This is a genomic window from Acinetobacter sp. ANC 3882 (assembly GCF_022549545.1).
Classification (GTDB): domain Bacteria; phylum Pseudomonadota; class Gammaproteobacteria; order Pseudomonadales; family Moraxellaceae; genus Acinetobacter.
In genome coordinates this window covers 29,850-45,402 of record NZ_JAKZGB010000011.1, presented here as the reverse complement: position 1 = coordinate 45,402, position 15,553 = coordinate 29,850, and the positions used below count along the sequence as shown (strand labels likewise).

The window sequence follows — 15,553 nt, the reverse complement described above, 5'->3', positions numbered from 1 at the left end:
ACTTTACAACCTTCATTTATCACATCTTTAATCTTTGAATAAGCTCAGTGCATTACTGTGCTATTCACCACTCAATGAACACTCAAAATTGGTGCGTTCTACCGTACATCGTGCTCGCTTGAGCACACCCATCATGACAGGGTCATAAACACCCAATTTGGTTAACTCAATTCGTCCATCGCGTAGCATTTGTTGGTAACGACGCTTATCTTCATTGGACAGACTTTGTTTATATTTCACAGGGATTTCAGCTTCCAACCGTGCAATCGTGGCAAAGTTTTTGGGTAGTTGCTTGGTCGCCCAAGCACGTGATTTCAAACCAAAGCCCGCTGGAAATTTGCCAGGACGGATAATGATGTCGCCAGTTAAATTAATCACTGGAAAATTAAACATCGCCCCATTACTCCCTAAACCCTTCGCAATTTCTAATGGTCTATAAGCGTAGGCAGGCGCTGCAATCACATCGACTTGCTTGTTATTAAATTTCTTCGCAAAATCGGAAATTTCAGAAGGGACACCTACCAATTCCAGTCGATCGACAATCATTTTTTGGGCTTGGTCATAATGTAAATAGGCAAACTTCTTACCTTTACCCTTTTCAATGGTATTGATGGTTTTGTCTCTCACAAAGACATAAGCCAAACCAATCTGAGCGATAGCCGCCACTTCAAACTCATCATCATTGATACGTGTTACCAGACGGTGTTTATTACGCGGATCCAATACATAGGTAATGGCTTTTTGGGCAATCGAATTACTGGTGATTGCGCCTAATGCATCAATCGATCCAGCAAATTTATTGTATTTACGTGCTCGCATTGATGTCATGGATACCCCATCACATTTCCCAGCTTCAAAGTCATTTTGTGCTTTGGCTTCGTCTTGATACGGAATAAGATTTAAATCTGCATTCCAAGCTTTTGCAGCCAAAGCCCATTCTTCTACGATTTTGTAAGACTCTCCGGCCTTACCAAGTAAATCAAACACGCAGATATCAGCTTCTGCTCGTGTTGTAGTTGAAAATGCAGTGAGAAAGACTGTAATCAAAATTCCTTTTTTCATTACGGATCCTAGTACTATTTTTAAACGATCTGAACACTTTGATTCGCAGTGAATGCTGAAACATCAATCACCTGCCAAAGTGCGGATGCGCCTATTTTTAAATAAAAAAAAATGTTGTAATAGTTCCTAGCACGCCATTTTGGTATCATTTTCCGACGATCAAGGTTATGCCCTCAAACAAAGCATTAGAAAGAACAGTTCCTGGCACTTATATTGCGCTCATGGTTGATGTGGTATCGCGTTGGGATATTTCAGCGGATGAGCTACTCAGCGGCTCAGGCTTGACCCAAGAACAATTGGTACAACCTTTATGGAGAGCCGATGCCAAAATTGTGATGGGCATTCTGAGGCGTGCACTGGAGCTGACCCAAGTCCCTGCACTCGAATTCGGTTTTTATCTGGGCATGCAAATGACCATTACCTGTCATGGCTTGATGGGGATGGCAGCTATGCTCGCAAAAGATGTAAAGCAAGCACTCAATATTGCGCAGGAGTTTATTTCACTCCAATCCAGTATCCACACCATCAAGCTCAATGTCGTGGATGAGCATGCGATTATCTTATTTGAACAGACCGAAGCCTATTATCTGGATGAAGTCATTCAAATTGCGCTACTCCTCGGATTTGCACAGATGGGTAAAAACATCTCAGGGCAAGCACTAACAGGTTTCGCTGATGTTCAATTTAGTAAACCCGATTATTTTGATCAATTTCTACCCTTAATTCCCGGTGAAGTCCGATTTAATCGTGCTGCAACTCGTTTAGAATTTAAAAAAGAAATATTGGATCTTCCATTACTGCATTCTGATGCCATTGCTGAACGTCTGGCACGTGAAGAATGCAAGTCTCAGTTGCGTAAGTTATTAAAACAAAATAGCTTTAATAGCACGCTACAAGACCTGATCTATGATGAAGCCATGGGAATAAGCCCATTAACAGAAATCTTAAAGAAAGTTCAAATGTCTGAACGCGCCCTACAGCGAAAACTGGAAAGTGAAGGAACAAATTTTCGAGAACTGGTTGATAAAGTCAGATGTGAAAAAGCCATTCAACTCCTTAAAAATCCCAATTTATCACTTGAAAATATTGCAAGCCATTTGGGCTATACCAATACCAAAAACTTCTCGCGCGCTTTTAAACGTTGGACGGGAACCTCACCACGGCGTTATTAATTGTATAATGTGATCTAAATATTAAAAAAACTTACTGGTGAGTGCTCGGATCACCAGTAAGAGAGAAAAAATGTACTGCATTCGACCAAAAACTTATTTAGTTGGCTGAGCAGCTGTCTGTACTTGCGCTGCATTCTGCTTTTGTTGTGATGGCATATAATCTGGCTGATTACTCACCGCCAAAAAGAAAAACACCAAAAACAAACAACCAAGTAAAATACTGATTCCAACAGCAAGATAAGGAAATTTTGATTGCTCTTGAGACATAAGCTCTACTCCTATTTTCAAATACTAAAATTCAATTCGATATGATCTACACCATGGATAAAGCCTTAAAACTCGCGCCATTCTGGATACGGGTTTGCATGTATTCGGCATAAACCGATAACTTTTCAAAAATATGCTCTGAATAGAACATATCTTCAATTAAATGAGCCGCTTGTGCTTGGTTAAAGTGCCCAATATTCGCAATAAGGTTTGCATTGAGACTGGAAAATAAAGTACACACATTTTTGTGCCATTCATCTTTGTTTTTAAATAACAATTTGCGGGTATTTATATTGTCAGCAGTGATCTTGCTTGGAGATTGATCTGCCTCAATAACAAGAATTTTCACAGCAAAATAATCTTCAAGCGTTTGCAGTTGCTCATGATTGACAGCCAAATGGGTAATCAAGAAAAGATGCGAAACATCAGTCCGACATAAGGCTTTGACCAAGCTCCGGAACAAAAAATCTTCCTCGCTTTTTGGACCATCCACCAAATCGATATACAGTTTTAAACTATGAATAACATCTTCAATTTTTAAGTTGACACTTTTCTCGGCCTGAAAATATGTATTCAAAATCGATAATACTGGTGCAGCAATTGGTGTTGTATAAATCACAGGCTGATTCAGATTGGCGATAATAAATGGTGCAAATAAATAGCCCAGATTATTATCATTTTCAGCAATTGGTGCTTGTGCAATATAGGCAACTTTTTCTTTTGAAAAGTCTCTTAAAACTTTACCGCGCAATAAGGTTGCTTCAAGATTCACATATTCAAGCCGTAACTGTTCTTGTACTGATTGCGAAGGTTCTCTGCTTTGAAAAAGCTGAGTCATCGCATTAAGTTCTTTGGTTACAAACATAGTCATACGCCATTCAATCAGAATTATTGTCATTCAAACGACTTACAATGCTTGATCAAGATTTAACACACTGCATCGTTACGTATGTTATTTTGAATGAGGTACAAACAACTGAATAGCTACAGAGTTTCGCTAAAAAAATATAACAGATCATTTATCCATCTCGTATCTGTTATAAAAAAACAAGAAGAAATTGTATCTACTCATATACAGCAGAAGAATGGATGATAAATAAAACTTAAAGCGCTTTTAAATATTCAAGTAACGGTTTTCTCAGGTTCTGCTTATTTTCAATCGTTTAAGTCCATTCTTTCACATTTTCCTAGCGACTGCTCTGGTCTGTTATAGGAGAGGATATATGGATCTCGGTCTCACTGCTTTAGAATTAGCTCGAATACAGTTTGCCTTTACTGTGTCATTTCACATTATCTTTCCAGCCACTTCTATCGGCTTGGCCTGTTTTCTTACCATGCTGGAGTGGAAATGGCTGCGTACTCAAAACCCGATTTATAAAGATTTATTTAAGTTCTGGATCAAGATCTTTGCTGTTGCCTTTGGAATGGGCGTGGTTTCAGGCGTGGTGATGAGCTATCAGTTTGGAACCAACTGGAGTGAATTTTCCCGTATTGCAGGAAGCGTTACAGGTCCCTTACTTACTTATGAGGTCTTAAGTGCCTTCTTCTTGGAAGCTGGATTCCTTGGCATCATGTTGTTTGGTTGGGGACGTGTCAGTCCCAAAGCGCACTTCTTTGCCACGTTGATGGTTGCCATCGGCACCTGTATTTCCATGTTCTGGATTCTATCCTCAAATAGCTGGATGCAGACACCACAAGGCTTTACGATTGAAAATGGCATTATTATTCCAACAGATTGGTGGGCCATCGTCTTTAACCCATCCTTCCCTTATCGTTTTGCACATATGGCAGCCGCTGCTTTTTTAGTGTCTTCTCTACTTGTCGTTGGGACTGCCGCATGGCACTTAATTAAAGGCCGTCGTGATGAACTGGTCAAAAAATCATTTTCAATGGGACTTTGGATGGTGTTGGTCACCTCATGTCTGCAAGTGGTGATCGGTGATAATCATGGTTTAAATACCTTGCAACACCAACCAGCAAAACTTGCAGCCATTGAAGGTCATTGGGAAACCAACCACAATGAAGGCATGCCACTGCTGCTGTTTGCCATTCCGAACATGGACAAAGAAGAAAATCTCTATGAGGTCGGAATACCTCATCTCGGCAGTATGATTCTCACCCATTCTATGGAAGGCAAAGTTACAGGCTTAAAGGACTTTGCACCTGAAGACCGACCCAATGCCACCATTGTGTTTTGGAGCTTCCGTGTCATGGTGGGTCTGGGCATGTTAATGGTACTACTCTCTTTCATCGCATTATGGTTACGTAAAAAAGGCAAGCTTTATGGTTCATCTTGGTTCCATAAATTCGCTTTTGTGATGGGGCCAACAGGTTATATCGCGCTACTTGCAGGTTGGGTGACAACTGAAGTCGGTCGCCAACCTTGGGTGATTTATGGCGTGATGCGGACCAAAGATGGTTTATCACAGACCGTCACAGCCGACCAAGTGGGTATCAGCTTAATTATCTTTGTGGTGGTATATAGCATCGTATTCGGTAGCGGTATTTATTACATGTTAAAGCTACTGAAAAAAGGCCCTGAGTTTATCGAAGCGATTGATCTTGAACCCGCAGGTCATGGACATTTCAAAACACCGATGCGTCCTTTAAGCGCGGTTGATGAAACTATTGATACACAAAATCCAAATAAGGAGAAACACCATGATTGATCTCTCTCTGATTTGGGTTGGTATTATCGGACTTGGCGTATTGATTTATGTCATTCTGGATGGTTTCGATCTCGGTATTGGAATTCTATTTCCCTTCATTAAAAACAGCGAAGAACGTGATGTGATGATGAACACCGTTGCACCTGTCTGGGATGGTAATGAAACTTGGATGGTCCTCGGTGGTGCTGGCTTGTTCGCAGCTTTTCCGTTGGTCTATTCAACCGTCCTTTCAGCGTTGTACATGCCGATTACCTTGATGGTGATTGCACTGATTTTCCGTGGCGTTGCCTTTGAGTTTCGCTTTAAAGCCAATCGAACCAAACATTTATGGGATCAAGCCTTTATTTGGGGTTCAATTCTCTCTAGTTTCTTACAAGGTGTGATTCTGGGTGCTTATATTCAGGGCATTCAAACCACCAATGGCATTTTCTCAGGCTCAAGTCTAGATTGGTTAACACCTTTCGCACTCTTTACAGGGCTTGGTGTAGTGGCCATGTATGCAGCATTGGGTTGTGGCTGGCTGATTATGAAAACCGATCATGAGCTACAGGACAAAATGTACCGTTTGATGCCGAAGCTGATCATACTTCTGTTTGTGGTATTTGCAGGTGTCAGTCTGTATACCCCACTAACACATCCTGAAATCGCAGCTCGTTGGTTTGCTCTACCAAATCTGCTGTATTTTAGTCCTGTGCCTATTTTGGTGTTGTTATTTACGGCGTTGATTCTTCAAGCCTGCAAAACACGTCAAGACTTTAAGCCTTTTATCTATACCTTGGCCTTGGTATTCTTGGCTTTCACAGGTTTTGTGATCAGCCTGTGGCCGAATATCATTCCACCCTCAGTCACAATTTGGGAAGCGGCAGCACCGCATTCCAGTCAGAAATTCGCGCTTGTGGGTGCTGTGATTCTAATCCCGATTATCATTGCCTATACCATTGTTTCCTACTGGGTATTTCGAGATAAGGTCCGTGTCGGTGATGAAGGCTATCACTAGGAGCTTTGCATGAAAATAAAATCTCTGCATTTAAGCCAAACTCAATGGTTTATAATCTTATGGTTAGTTGGTTTTTTTGCACTCGCTATCATTGCTGGCCTATTTAGGCTGTTATTGATGTTTGCTTATTAAATGATGGATGGAATAGCTTGGCTTAAGTTATTCCATCTAAACGGATTCACTATACCTTATGTATAAATCAGAACAATTAGCACATAACCTGAAACTTCTCATTGAAAATGGGTCATGGAAACCACATACCAAGCTTCCTTCTTTACGTGAGCAGGTACAAAGGTCAGGTTTTAGCTTAATTACCGTGATGAACGCTTACCAAGAACTGGAAGCGCAAGGTTTGATTTATTCTAAAGAAAAGTCAGGTTATTTTGTGGCTGAGCAAAATAACATCCAGATTCCACAAGCCTATTCGGTGGTCTCTTTAAATCCGAAAATTGAAATCAACTCGTTGGTTTTTAAATATCTTAAATCAATTCAATCCAAACAAGTCAGTCCACTAGGCTCTGCTTTTCCCGATAGCCAATTGCTCTATCCACCCAAGCTGATTCAGATCATGGGGCAACTTTCCCGTAATCGACATAGTTATGACCAAACTTCTAATCTACCACCAGGTAATTTGGCACTTAGAAATTTAATTGCGCAACGCTATTGTATGCAAGGGATTCCAACAGATGCAGATGACATTGTCATTACATCTGGTGGCCTAGAGGCTCTCAATCTTTCGCTGCAAGCGATTACCCAACCAGGCGATTATATTTTATTGCAGCAAACCATTTTCTATGGTGCCTGGCAGGCTGCTGAGCGTTTGGGCTTAAAGGTTATTACGATTCCTGAGCACCCGCAACATGGTTTCGATATCGAAGCCTTTGAGCAAGTCATCAAAAACTATCCGATCAAAGTGTGTTGGTTTATGCTGAATGCGCATAACCCGATTGGCTTTACGGTCAGTGATGAGATCAAATATAAAATTGCCAAGCTCCTGCATGAGCATCAGATTCATTTAATCGAAGATGATGTCTATGAAGAATTGTTTTATGGCAATCAAAAACCGCTGCCAATGAAGTATTTTGATCAACAAAATCTGGTACTGCACTGCTCTTCTTTTTCTAAAACCTTAGGCTCGGGTTTCCGTATGGGTTGGGTGTATGCAGGTAAATTTTCAGAACATATTCAACATCTACAATTGATGAGTACCATTTCAGCCAATGCGCTGATTCAGAATGCGCTGGTTGAGTTTTTATCACATCATCATTATGAAAAACATTTAAGAACACTCAGACGTGCTTTGGAAAAGAATAAGAAACAGTTTTTCCACTATCTCAAGCAGCATCTACCCCAAGACTGCAAAGTGTATAATTACCCAAGTGGTTATTTTCTATGGATTCAGCTCCCTGACAAAGTCAGCAGCATGCAGGTTTATGAACAACTGATTCAGCAACAGGTAGGCGTTGCACCAAGCCCGTTATTTAATGTACTGCCTTCACATCAGCATTTTATTCGTATGAATTGCTCTTTTGAATGGACCGATCAGATTCAGCATTCACTGGAATCGTTTATTCAAACTGTTCAGCATGCTGCGTCGGATTAATCGACTTGAGTTAAACACCTTTTCCGATACTGGCTCGGTGTTTCCCCAAAAGTCTTTTTAAAGGCGCGAATAAAATTGGTGGCTTCTTCGTAACCGACCAAACCAGCAATATCTTGGATGCTGTATTGCTGCTGTTGCAGTAATTTCTTCGCTTGATTAAACCGAACCTCCGCCAAAATCTGTAAAAAGGTCGTTCCTTGCGCCTGTAAATGCCGTTTGATGGTTCGCTCAGACATATTCAAGCGTTGGGCAATCACAGACAACGTTGGATAAGCATTGCTTGAGTGATATAACAATTCAGATCGAATACTTTTTTGCAAATCACGAGCACCCTCTTTCACTAATTTGAGCTTGTCATTTTCACAATAAAGTACTGCTTGCTGAAAAGCGACTTGGTCTGCGTTTGGATTTTTACAATGCAGATATTGTTTTGGAAAGCGTAAACCATTGCGTGCTTGATTAAATTGAATCTTGACCTGAGATAAATCAATTTTTTTATAATTCTGGGCGCCCGCCCAATCCACAAATACCTCACAGTTTTCGGCAATACGTCCAGAAAACAAAGTCAGAAAATGAATCGCACCAAATAACAGACTTTCTAATAGGAAATGCCTTAATTGATCCGATTGTTCTGCATCACCCAATTTCACTGGATGTACATCATCCAGATAAACATAGACGAAGTCGTCATCGATGTACCATTCTGGCGTGAAATTCTGTATCCGCGTACAAAAATACTGCTGGCAAAGGCTTAAAGCAGTTTCTACATCTGTACAGCTGAGAAATGCAAATCCTAAAGGACCATGCGAAGTTGGACGTAATTTAAAACCATATTCAATCCCAAGCCGTGGATTGCCTGTCAAGCGTAAGGCATTGACGACCAGTTTCGACCATTGATGCGCACTCATTTTGGCATCAGTCTTTTTTATTTCAACCGAGTCAAGACCAGTACCATTGAAAATACTTTGAGTATCAACACCATAGTTATACACAATTTCTAATAAAATATGTGCATAAGATACGGAGATGGTTTCCTGAAACAACCCAAATGGATCTCGCATCACAGACATCCTGTCCTAAAATGATCATCAATATGGCATAGCCACACCTATTGTGCGAGTGTTTTATTCGAAATAATAGCTTCAATAATAAACAATGGCACAATGAGGATGTACTTAAATGGCAACCATGAAGCTTGATCAACAGCAGTCCATTTATGTTCTTACATTAACCAATGGCGATCAGGAAAATGTCTTAAATCAAGATGTACTGAATGAGTATATTGAAGTATTTAATGAAATTGAAAGTCATCAACACAATGCATGTTTGGTCATTCAAAGTGACCATCCAAAAACGTTTTGCAATGGCTTGGATTTAGCATGGCTAATGCAGCAATCCATAGAGGATAAGAAAGCCTTTACCCTACAACTAGAAAATATGCTGTTGCGTTTGGCCTTGCTCAACTTGCCTGTCATCGCTGAAATTAATGGCAATGCCTATGCTGGTGGTGCAATTTTAGCATCGGGTTGCGATTTTCGATTTATGCGTGCAGACAAAGGACGCTTTTGCTTTCCCGAAGTTAAACTAACCATTCCCTTTACCGATGCGATTGCAGAAATTGTGCAATTACTTCCCAATCAACATACGATCTGGGAAATGTCATTGACGGGCAAATCAATGACAGCGGTTGAATGTTTAGAGACGCAAGTAGTCAATCAAATTCATCCCGTAGAATCATTGCATTCCGAAGTCTTTAAATTTGCGGAAGACATGTCTCAAAAGCATCGTTTAACCTATGCTGTGATTAAACGCCAGTTACGCCATCGTATCGTCGACATTGCGAAACAGCGTCAACTGTACAATCCTGAAAAATTTGCACATCCCTTTATGGTTTAACTCAACTTTTATAAAAATTAAATATAGGCAGTCTTCATGAAAAATATGCAAGGAAAAACTATTTTTATTACGGGTGGCAGTCGAGGAATCGGCAGAGCAATTGCAATTAAAGCAGCACATGCGGGTGCCAACGTTATCATTGCAGCTAAAACCGAAGTCGAAACGGCTAAATTAACAGGTACGATTTATAGCGTGGCGGAAGAGATTGAAGCCGCAGGTGGTAAAGCATTGCCATTATTGCTTGATGTAAGAGACGAACAACAGATTCATGCTGCCATGCAACAAGCAGCCAAGAACTTTGGTGGTATTGATGTACTGATTAATAATGCAGGTGCCATTGCCCTAACAGGCGTAGAAGCAACCTCCTTAAAACAGTATGATCTGATTCAAAGTATTAATCATCGTTCCACTTTTATCTGCGCACAAGCTGCTCTCCCTTTTTTGAAACAGGCTGAGCATCCACATATCTTAAGCTTATCACCTCCTGTGAATATGTCGCCAAAATGGTTAGGCATGCTCTCGCCTTATGCCCTGTCTAAATACGGGATGACGATTTTGACTTTAGGCATGGCGGAAGAATTCCGTCAATATGGTATTTCCTGTAATACCCTCTGGCCTGAAACTTACATCGCAACAGCTGCGGTTTCAAAAAATTTAGGTGAAGAAAATACACAACAGCTCAGCCGAAAACCGGAAATCATGGCAGATGCAGCTTTTGCCATTTATAGCACAGCCAAAGGTGAACTTACTGGACAAAGCCTGACGGATGAACAAGCTTTGGCGCGTATGGGTATCACTGATTTTGCTCAATATGCTTGTATTGCAGGTAATCGCCAACTGCAAAAAGATTTCTTCTTAGATTAAATAAAGCATAAAAAAAACGACCTTAAAACATCAGTCTTAAGGTCGTTTCAAAAGCAAAGAAAATTAACCCGGGAAAATACCGCGCTCTTTACGTGCTTTTAAGATACGCTCACAGCCTAAAATGAAGGCAGCAGTACGTAAGGTACATTCTTTTTCGCTTGATTTATGCCATACATCATTAATGGCTTGAATCATTAACTTATCCAGTCTTTCGTTAATTTCTTCTTCAGACCAGAAGTAGCTCGACATATCTTGAACCCATTCGAAGTAAGATACAGTTACACCACCCGCATTACAGATGACGTCAGGTACAACAGTGATACCACGTTGAACAAGTACATCATCCGCTTCTGGGAAAGTTGGACCGTTGGCACCTTCAAGTACTAACTTGGCAGTTAACTTTTGCGCACGTTCAACTGTGATTTGGCTTTCCAATGCAGCAGGGATCAGAATATCCATCTCTACATTCCAAAACTCTTCATCACTGATCACTTGTGCACCAGCAAAACCGCCTACACCTTGGTGAGTTTGCATATGTGTTTTTAATGCAGCAACATCGATCCCTTCAGGGTTGTAAATCGTACCTGTGTGATCTTGGATGGTTACGATTTTAGCTTTTGACTCAACAAATAAATAAGCAGCTTCGCTACCTACGTTACCAAAACCTTGAACCGCAACTTTAGCGCCGTCTAAAGGTAATTTGATTTTTTCAGCAACTTGTTGACCCGTGATAAATACACCACGACCTGTTGCTTTAATACGACCTAAAGAGCCACCTAAATGGACTGGTTTACCAGTTACTACACCTGTAACAGTATGACCTTGACCAGATGAATAAGTATCCATGATCCAACCCATGACGTTTGGATTGGTACCCACGTCTGGTGCAGGGATATCTTTTTGTGGGCCAATAATATGGCTGATTTCACTGGTATAACGACGTGTTAAGCGTTCTAATTCACGTGGAGAAAGTTGACGCGGGTCAACACGGATACCACCTTTTGCACCGCCGAATGGTAGATTTACCACCGCAGTCTTAATTGTCATCCATGCTGAAAGTGCCATTACTTCATTTAAATCTACATCTGGGTGATAGCGAATACCGCCTTTACCCGGACCACGTGACAAGTTGTGTTGCACACGATAACCTTCAAAATGACGAATTGTGCCATCGTCCATAACAATTGGCACGTCAACGATCAAAGCACGTTTTGGGCGCTTCAATGTGTCCACATAATCTTCTAAACCTTCTAGATATGGAGCAACACGCTCGATCTGTTCAAGGTAAGTTGCCCATGGACCGTCATTTTGAGAGACATAAGATAAATTAGACATGTTTTAACCTTTTGATGAATTCACATGATCCATCAATCAAATATGTAGTTAAAAATTATATAAGCGGCCAATTTGGCAGTTCTACTATCCAAATCAAACCGTGGATTACATTCCGCCACATCAAAAACTTTAATCTTTCCGGTTTCCTTAATGGCCTCTAGTAATGGGTCAAAGACTGATAAATCAATTCCTTTTACCGCAGGTGCGCTTACACCTGGCGCAATGCTAGCACTAAATACATCAAGATCAACTGTAATATACAAATAGTCAACTTTTCCGATAAAAGCTGTGATTTTTTCGATTAAATTTTCAACATTTTGTTGCTGTAATTCATGGTCAAAAATATAAGTACAGTTCAGTCGATCTGCGGTTTCAAATAAAACCTTAGTATTTGAATGTTTCGCTACACCAATACACAAATAATGAAATGCTTGCTGATGCTGTTCAGACAATTTTGCAGCATTTAAAAATGGTGTCCCTGATGTCACTTGTTCCGCTTCACGCAGGTCGAAATGCGCATCAAAATTGATGATACCGATCTTCTTATCCGGTTCATTATTTTGTAGATATTGGAACAAGCCAGAGAAGCTACCAAACGCCACTTCATGGCCACCACCTAAAACAATGGGTTTCATCCCCTGTTTTAAGCTTCTTTCCACCTGTTCTGCCAACTCAGCCTGTGCCTGTTCTAGTTTTGAACCGTCACAGACCACGGTACCAATGTCTGTGATCGTGATGGGTTGATGTACAGGTAAATTGGCCAATTGCGCCCGAATGCTGTCGGGAGCATCTGCTGCACCCAAGCGTCCTTTATTGCGCTTTACACCTTCATCGGAACTAAAACCAATTAAGGCGTAATCCGCACGTGGACTAGTATTGATGACTTGATGAATGCGCAGATGTGCAGCACCCTCGCCATCTTTACGTCCCTGCCATGTAAATGAATGATTCATCCTGCAAACTCTTTTTAAATAAGTCTAAAACTAGATTGATATTTCATTGCCATGCCGAATAATTCGCTTTGACAAATCTCCACCCAACCAATAGACAATCTCAGAAGGATGCTCGATATCCCACGCAATAAAGTCAGCAACTTTACCTGTCTCCAAGGTCCCGTGAGTATCTTGTAAGCCCAGTGCATGCGCTGCATGAGTCGTCACACCTGCTAAGGTTTGCTCAGGGGTTAAACGGAATAAGGTACTGCCCATATTCATCATTAAGCGTAAAGATAAAGCTGGTGAAGTTCCTGGATTTAAATCACTGGATAAGGCAATCCGCACCCCATGTTGCTGCAAACTTTCTAACGGTGGGTATTTGGTTTCTCTCAGAAAATAAAATGCGCCAGGCAATAACACCGCCACCGTTCCAGCCGCCGCCATTGCCTTCACATCATCTTCAGTCATAAACTCTAAATGATCTGCCGATAAGGCTTGATAACGCGCAGCCAAGCTTGAACCGCCAAGTGAAGACAATTGTTCAGCATGCAGTTTAATGGGTAGATTTAAAGACTGGGCAGTTTTAAATAGACGTTCAACTTGAGCAGGAGAAAAGGCCAAATATTCACAAAATGCATCGACAGCATCGACCAGACCTTCTTGGTGTAATTTTGGCAGCATTTCATTGCAGATATGCTCGATATAAGCATCGCTTTGATCCTTATACTCAGGCGGTAAAGCATGGGCAGCCAAACAAGTACTGCGTACTGTTATTGGCAAGATGTCTGCAATTTGACGAATCACACGCAGCATTTTACGTTCATTGACATAGTCCAAGCCATAACCAGACTTAATTTCAATGGTGGTGACACCATCTTGAAGCAAACAACGAACGCGTTTCAATGCCGAAGCCAATAACTGTTCTTCACTGGCTTCGCGGGTGGCACGAACCGTACTGGCAATGCCACCACCGCTCGCTGCAATTTCAGCATAGCTAACACCTTGCAAGCGTTTTTCAAACTCAACACTTCGGTTGCCACCAAATACACTGTGGGTATGACAATCAATCAAACCCGGTGTGACCCATGCTCCATTCAGATCAATGGTTTCAGCATAAGCATCGGCAGGAAGGTCTTTAAATGCTCCAATCCAGTGAATATGCTGTCCCATAGTAACAATTCCAGCATTCTCAATACTGGAGTACTGTCCATCTTGCATGGTGGCGATATGACAGTTTTTCCAAAGCTTTTTCATTCAAAGTTCCTCTCACTGCTCAGGCATGGCTTACACCTGAGCAGTTTGATCATTAGCTTTCCATTTCGATATTTTGATGCTGCATAGTTTGATTTTCTTTGACTGTGTTTTGCTTCGGTTTGACCCAAATGGTATAAGCAATCCAAAGTAAAATTAACCATGTTGCACCGACATAAATCGCAGGGCGTGAGTCTGGGAAATATCCCATCATGGCCAAAATAAACAGCATGAATGCGATTGCAAATGCAGGTGCATATGGCCAACCAATCACAGGAAAATCTAGCTCTTTAATCTCCGCTTTAGACAATTTGCGACGCATCGCAACTTGAGAAAGCAAAATCATGAGCCACACCCAAACTGTTGCGAATGTTGCGATTGAAGCAATGATGATGAACACATTTTCTGGGATCATGTAGTTCAACACCACACCGATCATCAATACACCTGCCATCACCACAACAGTCATCCAAGGCACACCATTTTTAGAGATTTTTTGGAACACTTGAGGTGCTTGTCCACGACTCGACATGCCGTAAAGCATACGACCCGCACCAAATACATCACTATTGATTGCAGAAATGGCCGCAGTAATTACCACGATATTTAAAACAGTAGCGGCAGACTTAATGCCTAGATTTTCAAAGATTTGTACAAATGGGCTACCTTGGCTACCAATTTGATTCCATGGGAAAATCGACATCAGTACAAAAATCGTCATGACATAGAACAACAAGATACGTACCGGTACTGCATTAATCGCTTTAGGAATCGACGTTTTCGGGTCTTTAGACTCACCCGCAGTGATCCCAATAATTTCAATACCACCAAAAGCAAATACCACCACAGATAAACATGCAACTAAACCTGCAATCCCATTTGGCATAAAGCCATCATGAATCCATAAATTTTGAATGCCTGTGGTAAAACCACTGTGGTCAGCATGGAAACCATAGAACATCAGGCCTAAACCACCGACAATCATGGCCACAATCGCAGTGACTTTGACAATTGAAAGCCAGAATTCCAGTTCACCAAAGACTTTGACGTGAATCAGGTTGATTGCACCCAAGAACATGATCAACGACAAAATCCAGATCCAGCGTGGCACATCGGGATACCAGAATCCCATATAAATCCCAAAAGCCGTCACATCTGCCAACGCAACGATGATCATCTCAAACACATAAGTCCAACCCGTCGTAAATCCTGCGAGTGGACCAATATATTGCGAGGCATAATGGCTGAATGAACCCGACACTGGATTATGTACAGCCATTTCACCAAGCGCACGCATCACGATATAAATTGCAATCCCTGCAACGATATATGCGAGTAATACGGACGGACCTGCCATTTTGATGGCAGTTGCCGAACCGTAAAAGAGTCCTGTCCCAATGGCTGAACCCAATGCCAAAAAACGAATATGGCGGGTGTTTAACCCCCGCTGTAATGTGGAGTGTTGTGACATTATAATCTCCAATCCTTGAGGAAATTTAGTT

At 41.3% G+C, this 15,553-nt stretch carries 14 protein-coding genes; 6 read left to right on the top strand and 8 right to left on the bottom strand.

The window, feature by feature from the left end; genetic code table 11:
- Positions 1–60 precede the first annotated feature (60 nt).
- A complete protein-coding gene (locus tag MMO42_RS16220; protein WP_241321321.1) occupies positions 61–1,062 on the bottom strand; it encodes a putative solute-binding protein in 1,002 nt (333 codons plus the stop codon).
- 167 nt (positions 1,063–1,229) lie between these two features.
- Between MMO42_RS16220 and MMO42_RS16215 the strand changes: the two genes are divergently transcribed.
- Positions 1,230–2,234: an AraC family transcriptional regulator gene (locus MMO42_RS16215; protein ID WP_241321320.1), complete on the top strand. Its 1,005-nt coding sequence runs from the start codon at positions 1,230–1,232 to the stop codon at positions 2,232–2,234.
- A 93-nt stretch (positions 2,235–2,327) separates the two neighbouring features.
- Here the strand turns inward: MMO42_RS16215 and MMO42_RS16210 are convergent, their stop codons facing one another.
- Entirely contained in the window at positions 2,328–2,501 is a 174-nt protein-coding gene (locus tag MMO42_RS16210; protein WP_241321319.1) for a hypothetical protein, read from the bottom strand.
- Between the two features lie 46 nt (positions 2,502–2,547).
- A complete protein-coding gene (locus MMO42_RS16205; protein ID WP_241321360.1) occupies positions 2,548–3,366 on the bottom strand; it encodes a hypothetical protein in 819 nt (272 codons plus the stop codon).
- Positions 3,367–3,724: 358 nt separating this feature from the next.
- Here MMO42_RS16205 and MMO42_RS16200 point away from each other — a divergent pair, with 358 nt between their 5' ends.
- The 3 genes from MMO42_RS16200 (at position 3,725) to MMO42_RS16190 (ending at position 7,770) form a co-directional block, all read left to right on the top strand.
- The gene (locus MMO42_RS16200; protein WP_241321318.1) at positions 3,725–5,170 is read left to right on the top strand and encodes a cytochrome ubiquinol oxidase subunit I; all 1,446 of its coding nucleotides are present in this window, start codon (positions 3,725–3,727) and stop codon (positions 5,168–5,170) included.
- Positions 5,163–6,167 (top strand): cytochrome d ubiquinol oxidase subunit II, encoded by a 1,005-nt coding sequence (gene cydB / locus MMO42_RS16195; RefSeq protein ID WP_241321317.1) that lies wholly within the window; start codon positions 5,163–5,165, stop codon positions 6,165–6,167. Before MMO42_RS16200 ends, cydB begins: the two co-directional genes overlap by 8 nt.
- Before the next feature lie 190 nt (positions 6,168–6,357).
- Entirely contained in the window at positions 6,358–7,770 is a 1,413-nt protein-coding gene (locus MMO42_RS16190; RefSeq protein ID WP_241321316.1) for a PLP-dependent aminotransferase family protein, read from the top strand.
- Here the strand turns inward: MMO42_RS16190 and MMO42_RS16185 are convergent.
- Positions 7,767–8,831: an AraC family transcriptional regulator gene (locus MMO42_RS16185; RefSeq protein ID WP_241321315.1), complete on the bottom strand. Its 1,065-nt coding sequence runs from the start codon at positions 8,829–8,831 to the stop codon at positions 7,767–7,769. The two genes, MMO42_RS16190 and MMO42_RS16185, sit on opposite strands and share 4 nt — an antisense overlap.
- A 118-nt stretch (positions 8,832–8,949) precedes the next feature.
- On the opposite strand from MMO42_RS16185, the gene MMO42_RS16180 reads away from it, so the two are divergent.
- Positions 8,950–9,666, top strand: a complete 717-nt coding sequence (locus MMO42_RS16180) for an enoyl-CoA hydratase/isomerase family protein (RefSeq protein WP_241321314.1) — start codon at positions 8,950–8,952, stop codon at positions 9,664–9,666.
- A 36-nt stretch (positions 9,667–9,702) separates the two neighbouring features.
- Positions 9,703–10,530, top strand: coding sequence for an NAD(P)-dependent oxidoreductase (locus MMO42_RS16175; protein WP_241321313.1), 828 nt, complete (start codon positions 9,703–9,705; stop codon positions 10,528–10,530).
- A gap of 63 nt (positions 10,531–10,593) precedes the next feature.
- Here MMO42_RS16175 and MMO42_RS16170 read toward each other — a convergent pair whose 3' ends face one another.
- The 4 genes from MMO42_RS16170 to MMO42_RS16155 are packed head-to-tail and all read right to left on the bottom strand — an operon-like array spanning position 10,594 to position 15,522.
- Positions 10,594–11,865, bottom strand: coding sequence for a Glu/Leu/Phe/Val dehydrogenase (locus MMO42_RS16170; protein ID WP_005295144.1), 1,272 nt, complete (start codon positions 11,863–11,865; stop codon positions 10,594–10,596).
- A 32-nt stretch (positions 11,866–11,897) separates the two neighbouring features.
- Positions 11,898–12,818, bottom strand: a complete 921-nt coding sequence (hutG, locus tag MMO42_RS16165) for a formimidoylglutamase (RefSeq protein WP_241321312.1) — start codon at positions 12,816–12,818, stop codon at positions 11,898–11,900.
- Positions 12,819–12,848: 30 nt separating this feature from the next.
- Positions 12,849–14,054, bottom strand: a complete 1,206-nt coding sequence (gene hutI, locus MMO42_RS16160; protein ID WP_241321311.1) for an imidazolonepropionase — start codon at positions 14,052–14,054, stop codon at positions 12,849–12,851.
- 52 nt (positions 14,055–14,106) lie between these two features.
- The gene (locus MMO42_RS16155; protein WP_241321310.1) at positions 14,107–15,522 is read right to left on the bottom strand and encodes an amino acid permease; all 1,416 of its coding nucleotides are present in this window, start codon (positions 15,520–15,522) and stop codon (positions 14,107–14,109) included.
- Positions 15,523–15,553: the final 31 nt, after the last annotated feature.

Coding starts and splice junctions, on each gene's coding strand:
- MMO42_RS16220 (WP_241321321.1), bottom strand. CDS start 1,062: ATGAAAAAAGGAATTTTGATTACAGTCTTTCTCACTGCATTTTCAACT.
- MMO42_RS16215 (WP_241321320.1), top strand. CDS start 1,230: ATGCCCTCAAACAAAGCATTAGAAAGAACAGTTCCTGGCACTTATATT.
- MMO42_RS16210 (WP_241321319.1), bottom strand. CDS start 2,501: ATGTCTCAAGAGCAATCAAAATTTCCTTATCTTGCTGTTGGAATCAGT.
- MMO42_RS16205 (WP_241321360.1), bottom strand. CDS start 3,366: ATGTTTGTAACCAAAGAACTTAATGCGATGACTCAGCTTTTTCAAAGC.
- MMO42_RS16200 (WP_241321318.1), top strand. CDS start 3,725: ATGGATCTCGGTCTCACTGCTTTAGAATTAGCTCGAATACAGTTTGCC.
- cydB (WP_241321317.1), top strand. CDS start 5,163: ATGATTGATCTCTCTCTGATTTGGGTTGGTATTATCGGACTTGGCGTA.
- MMO42_RS16190 (WP_241321316.1), top strand. CDS start 6,358: ATGTATAAATCAGAACAATTAGCACATAACCTGAAACTTCTCATTGAA.
- MMO42_RS16185 (WP_241321315.1), bottom strand. CDS start 8,831: ATGCGAGATCCATTTGGGTTGTTTCAGGAAACCATCTCCGTATCTTAT.
- MMO42_RS16180 (WP_241321314.1), top strand. CDS start 8,950: ATGGCAACCATGAAGCTTGATCAACAGCAGTCCATTTATGTTCTTACA.
- MMO42_RS16175 (WP_241321313.1), top strand. CDS start 9,703: ATGAAAAATATGCAAGGAAAAACTATTTTTATTACGGGTGGCAGTCGA.
- MMO42_RS16170 (WP_005295144.1), bottom strand. CDS start 11,865: ATGTCTAATTTATCTTATGTCTCTCAAAATGACGGTCCATGGGCAACT.
- hutG (WP_241321312.1), bottom strand. CDS start 12,818: ATGAATCATTCATTTACATGGCAGGGACGTAAAGATGGCGAGGGTGCT.
- hutI (WP_241321311.1), bottom strand. CDS start 14,054: ATGAAAAAGCTTTGGAAAAACTGTCATATCGCCACCATGCAAGATGGA.
- MMO42_RS16155 (WP_241321310.1), bottom strand. CDS start 15,522: ATGTCACAACACTCCACATTACAGCGGGGGTTAAACACCCGCCATATT.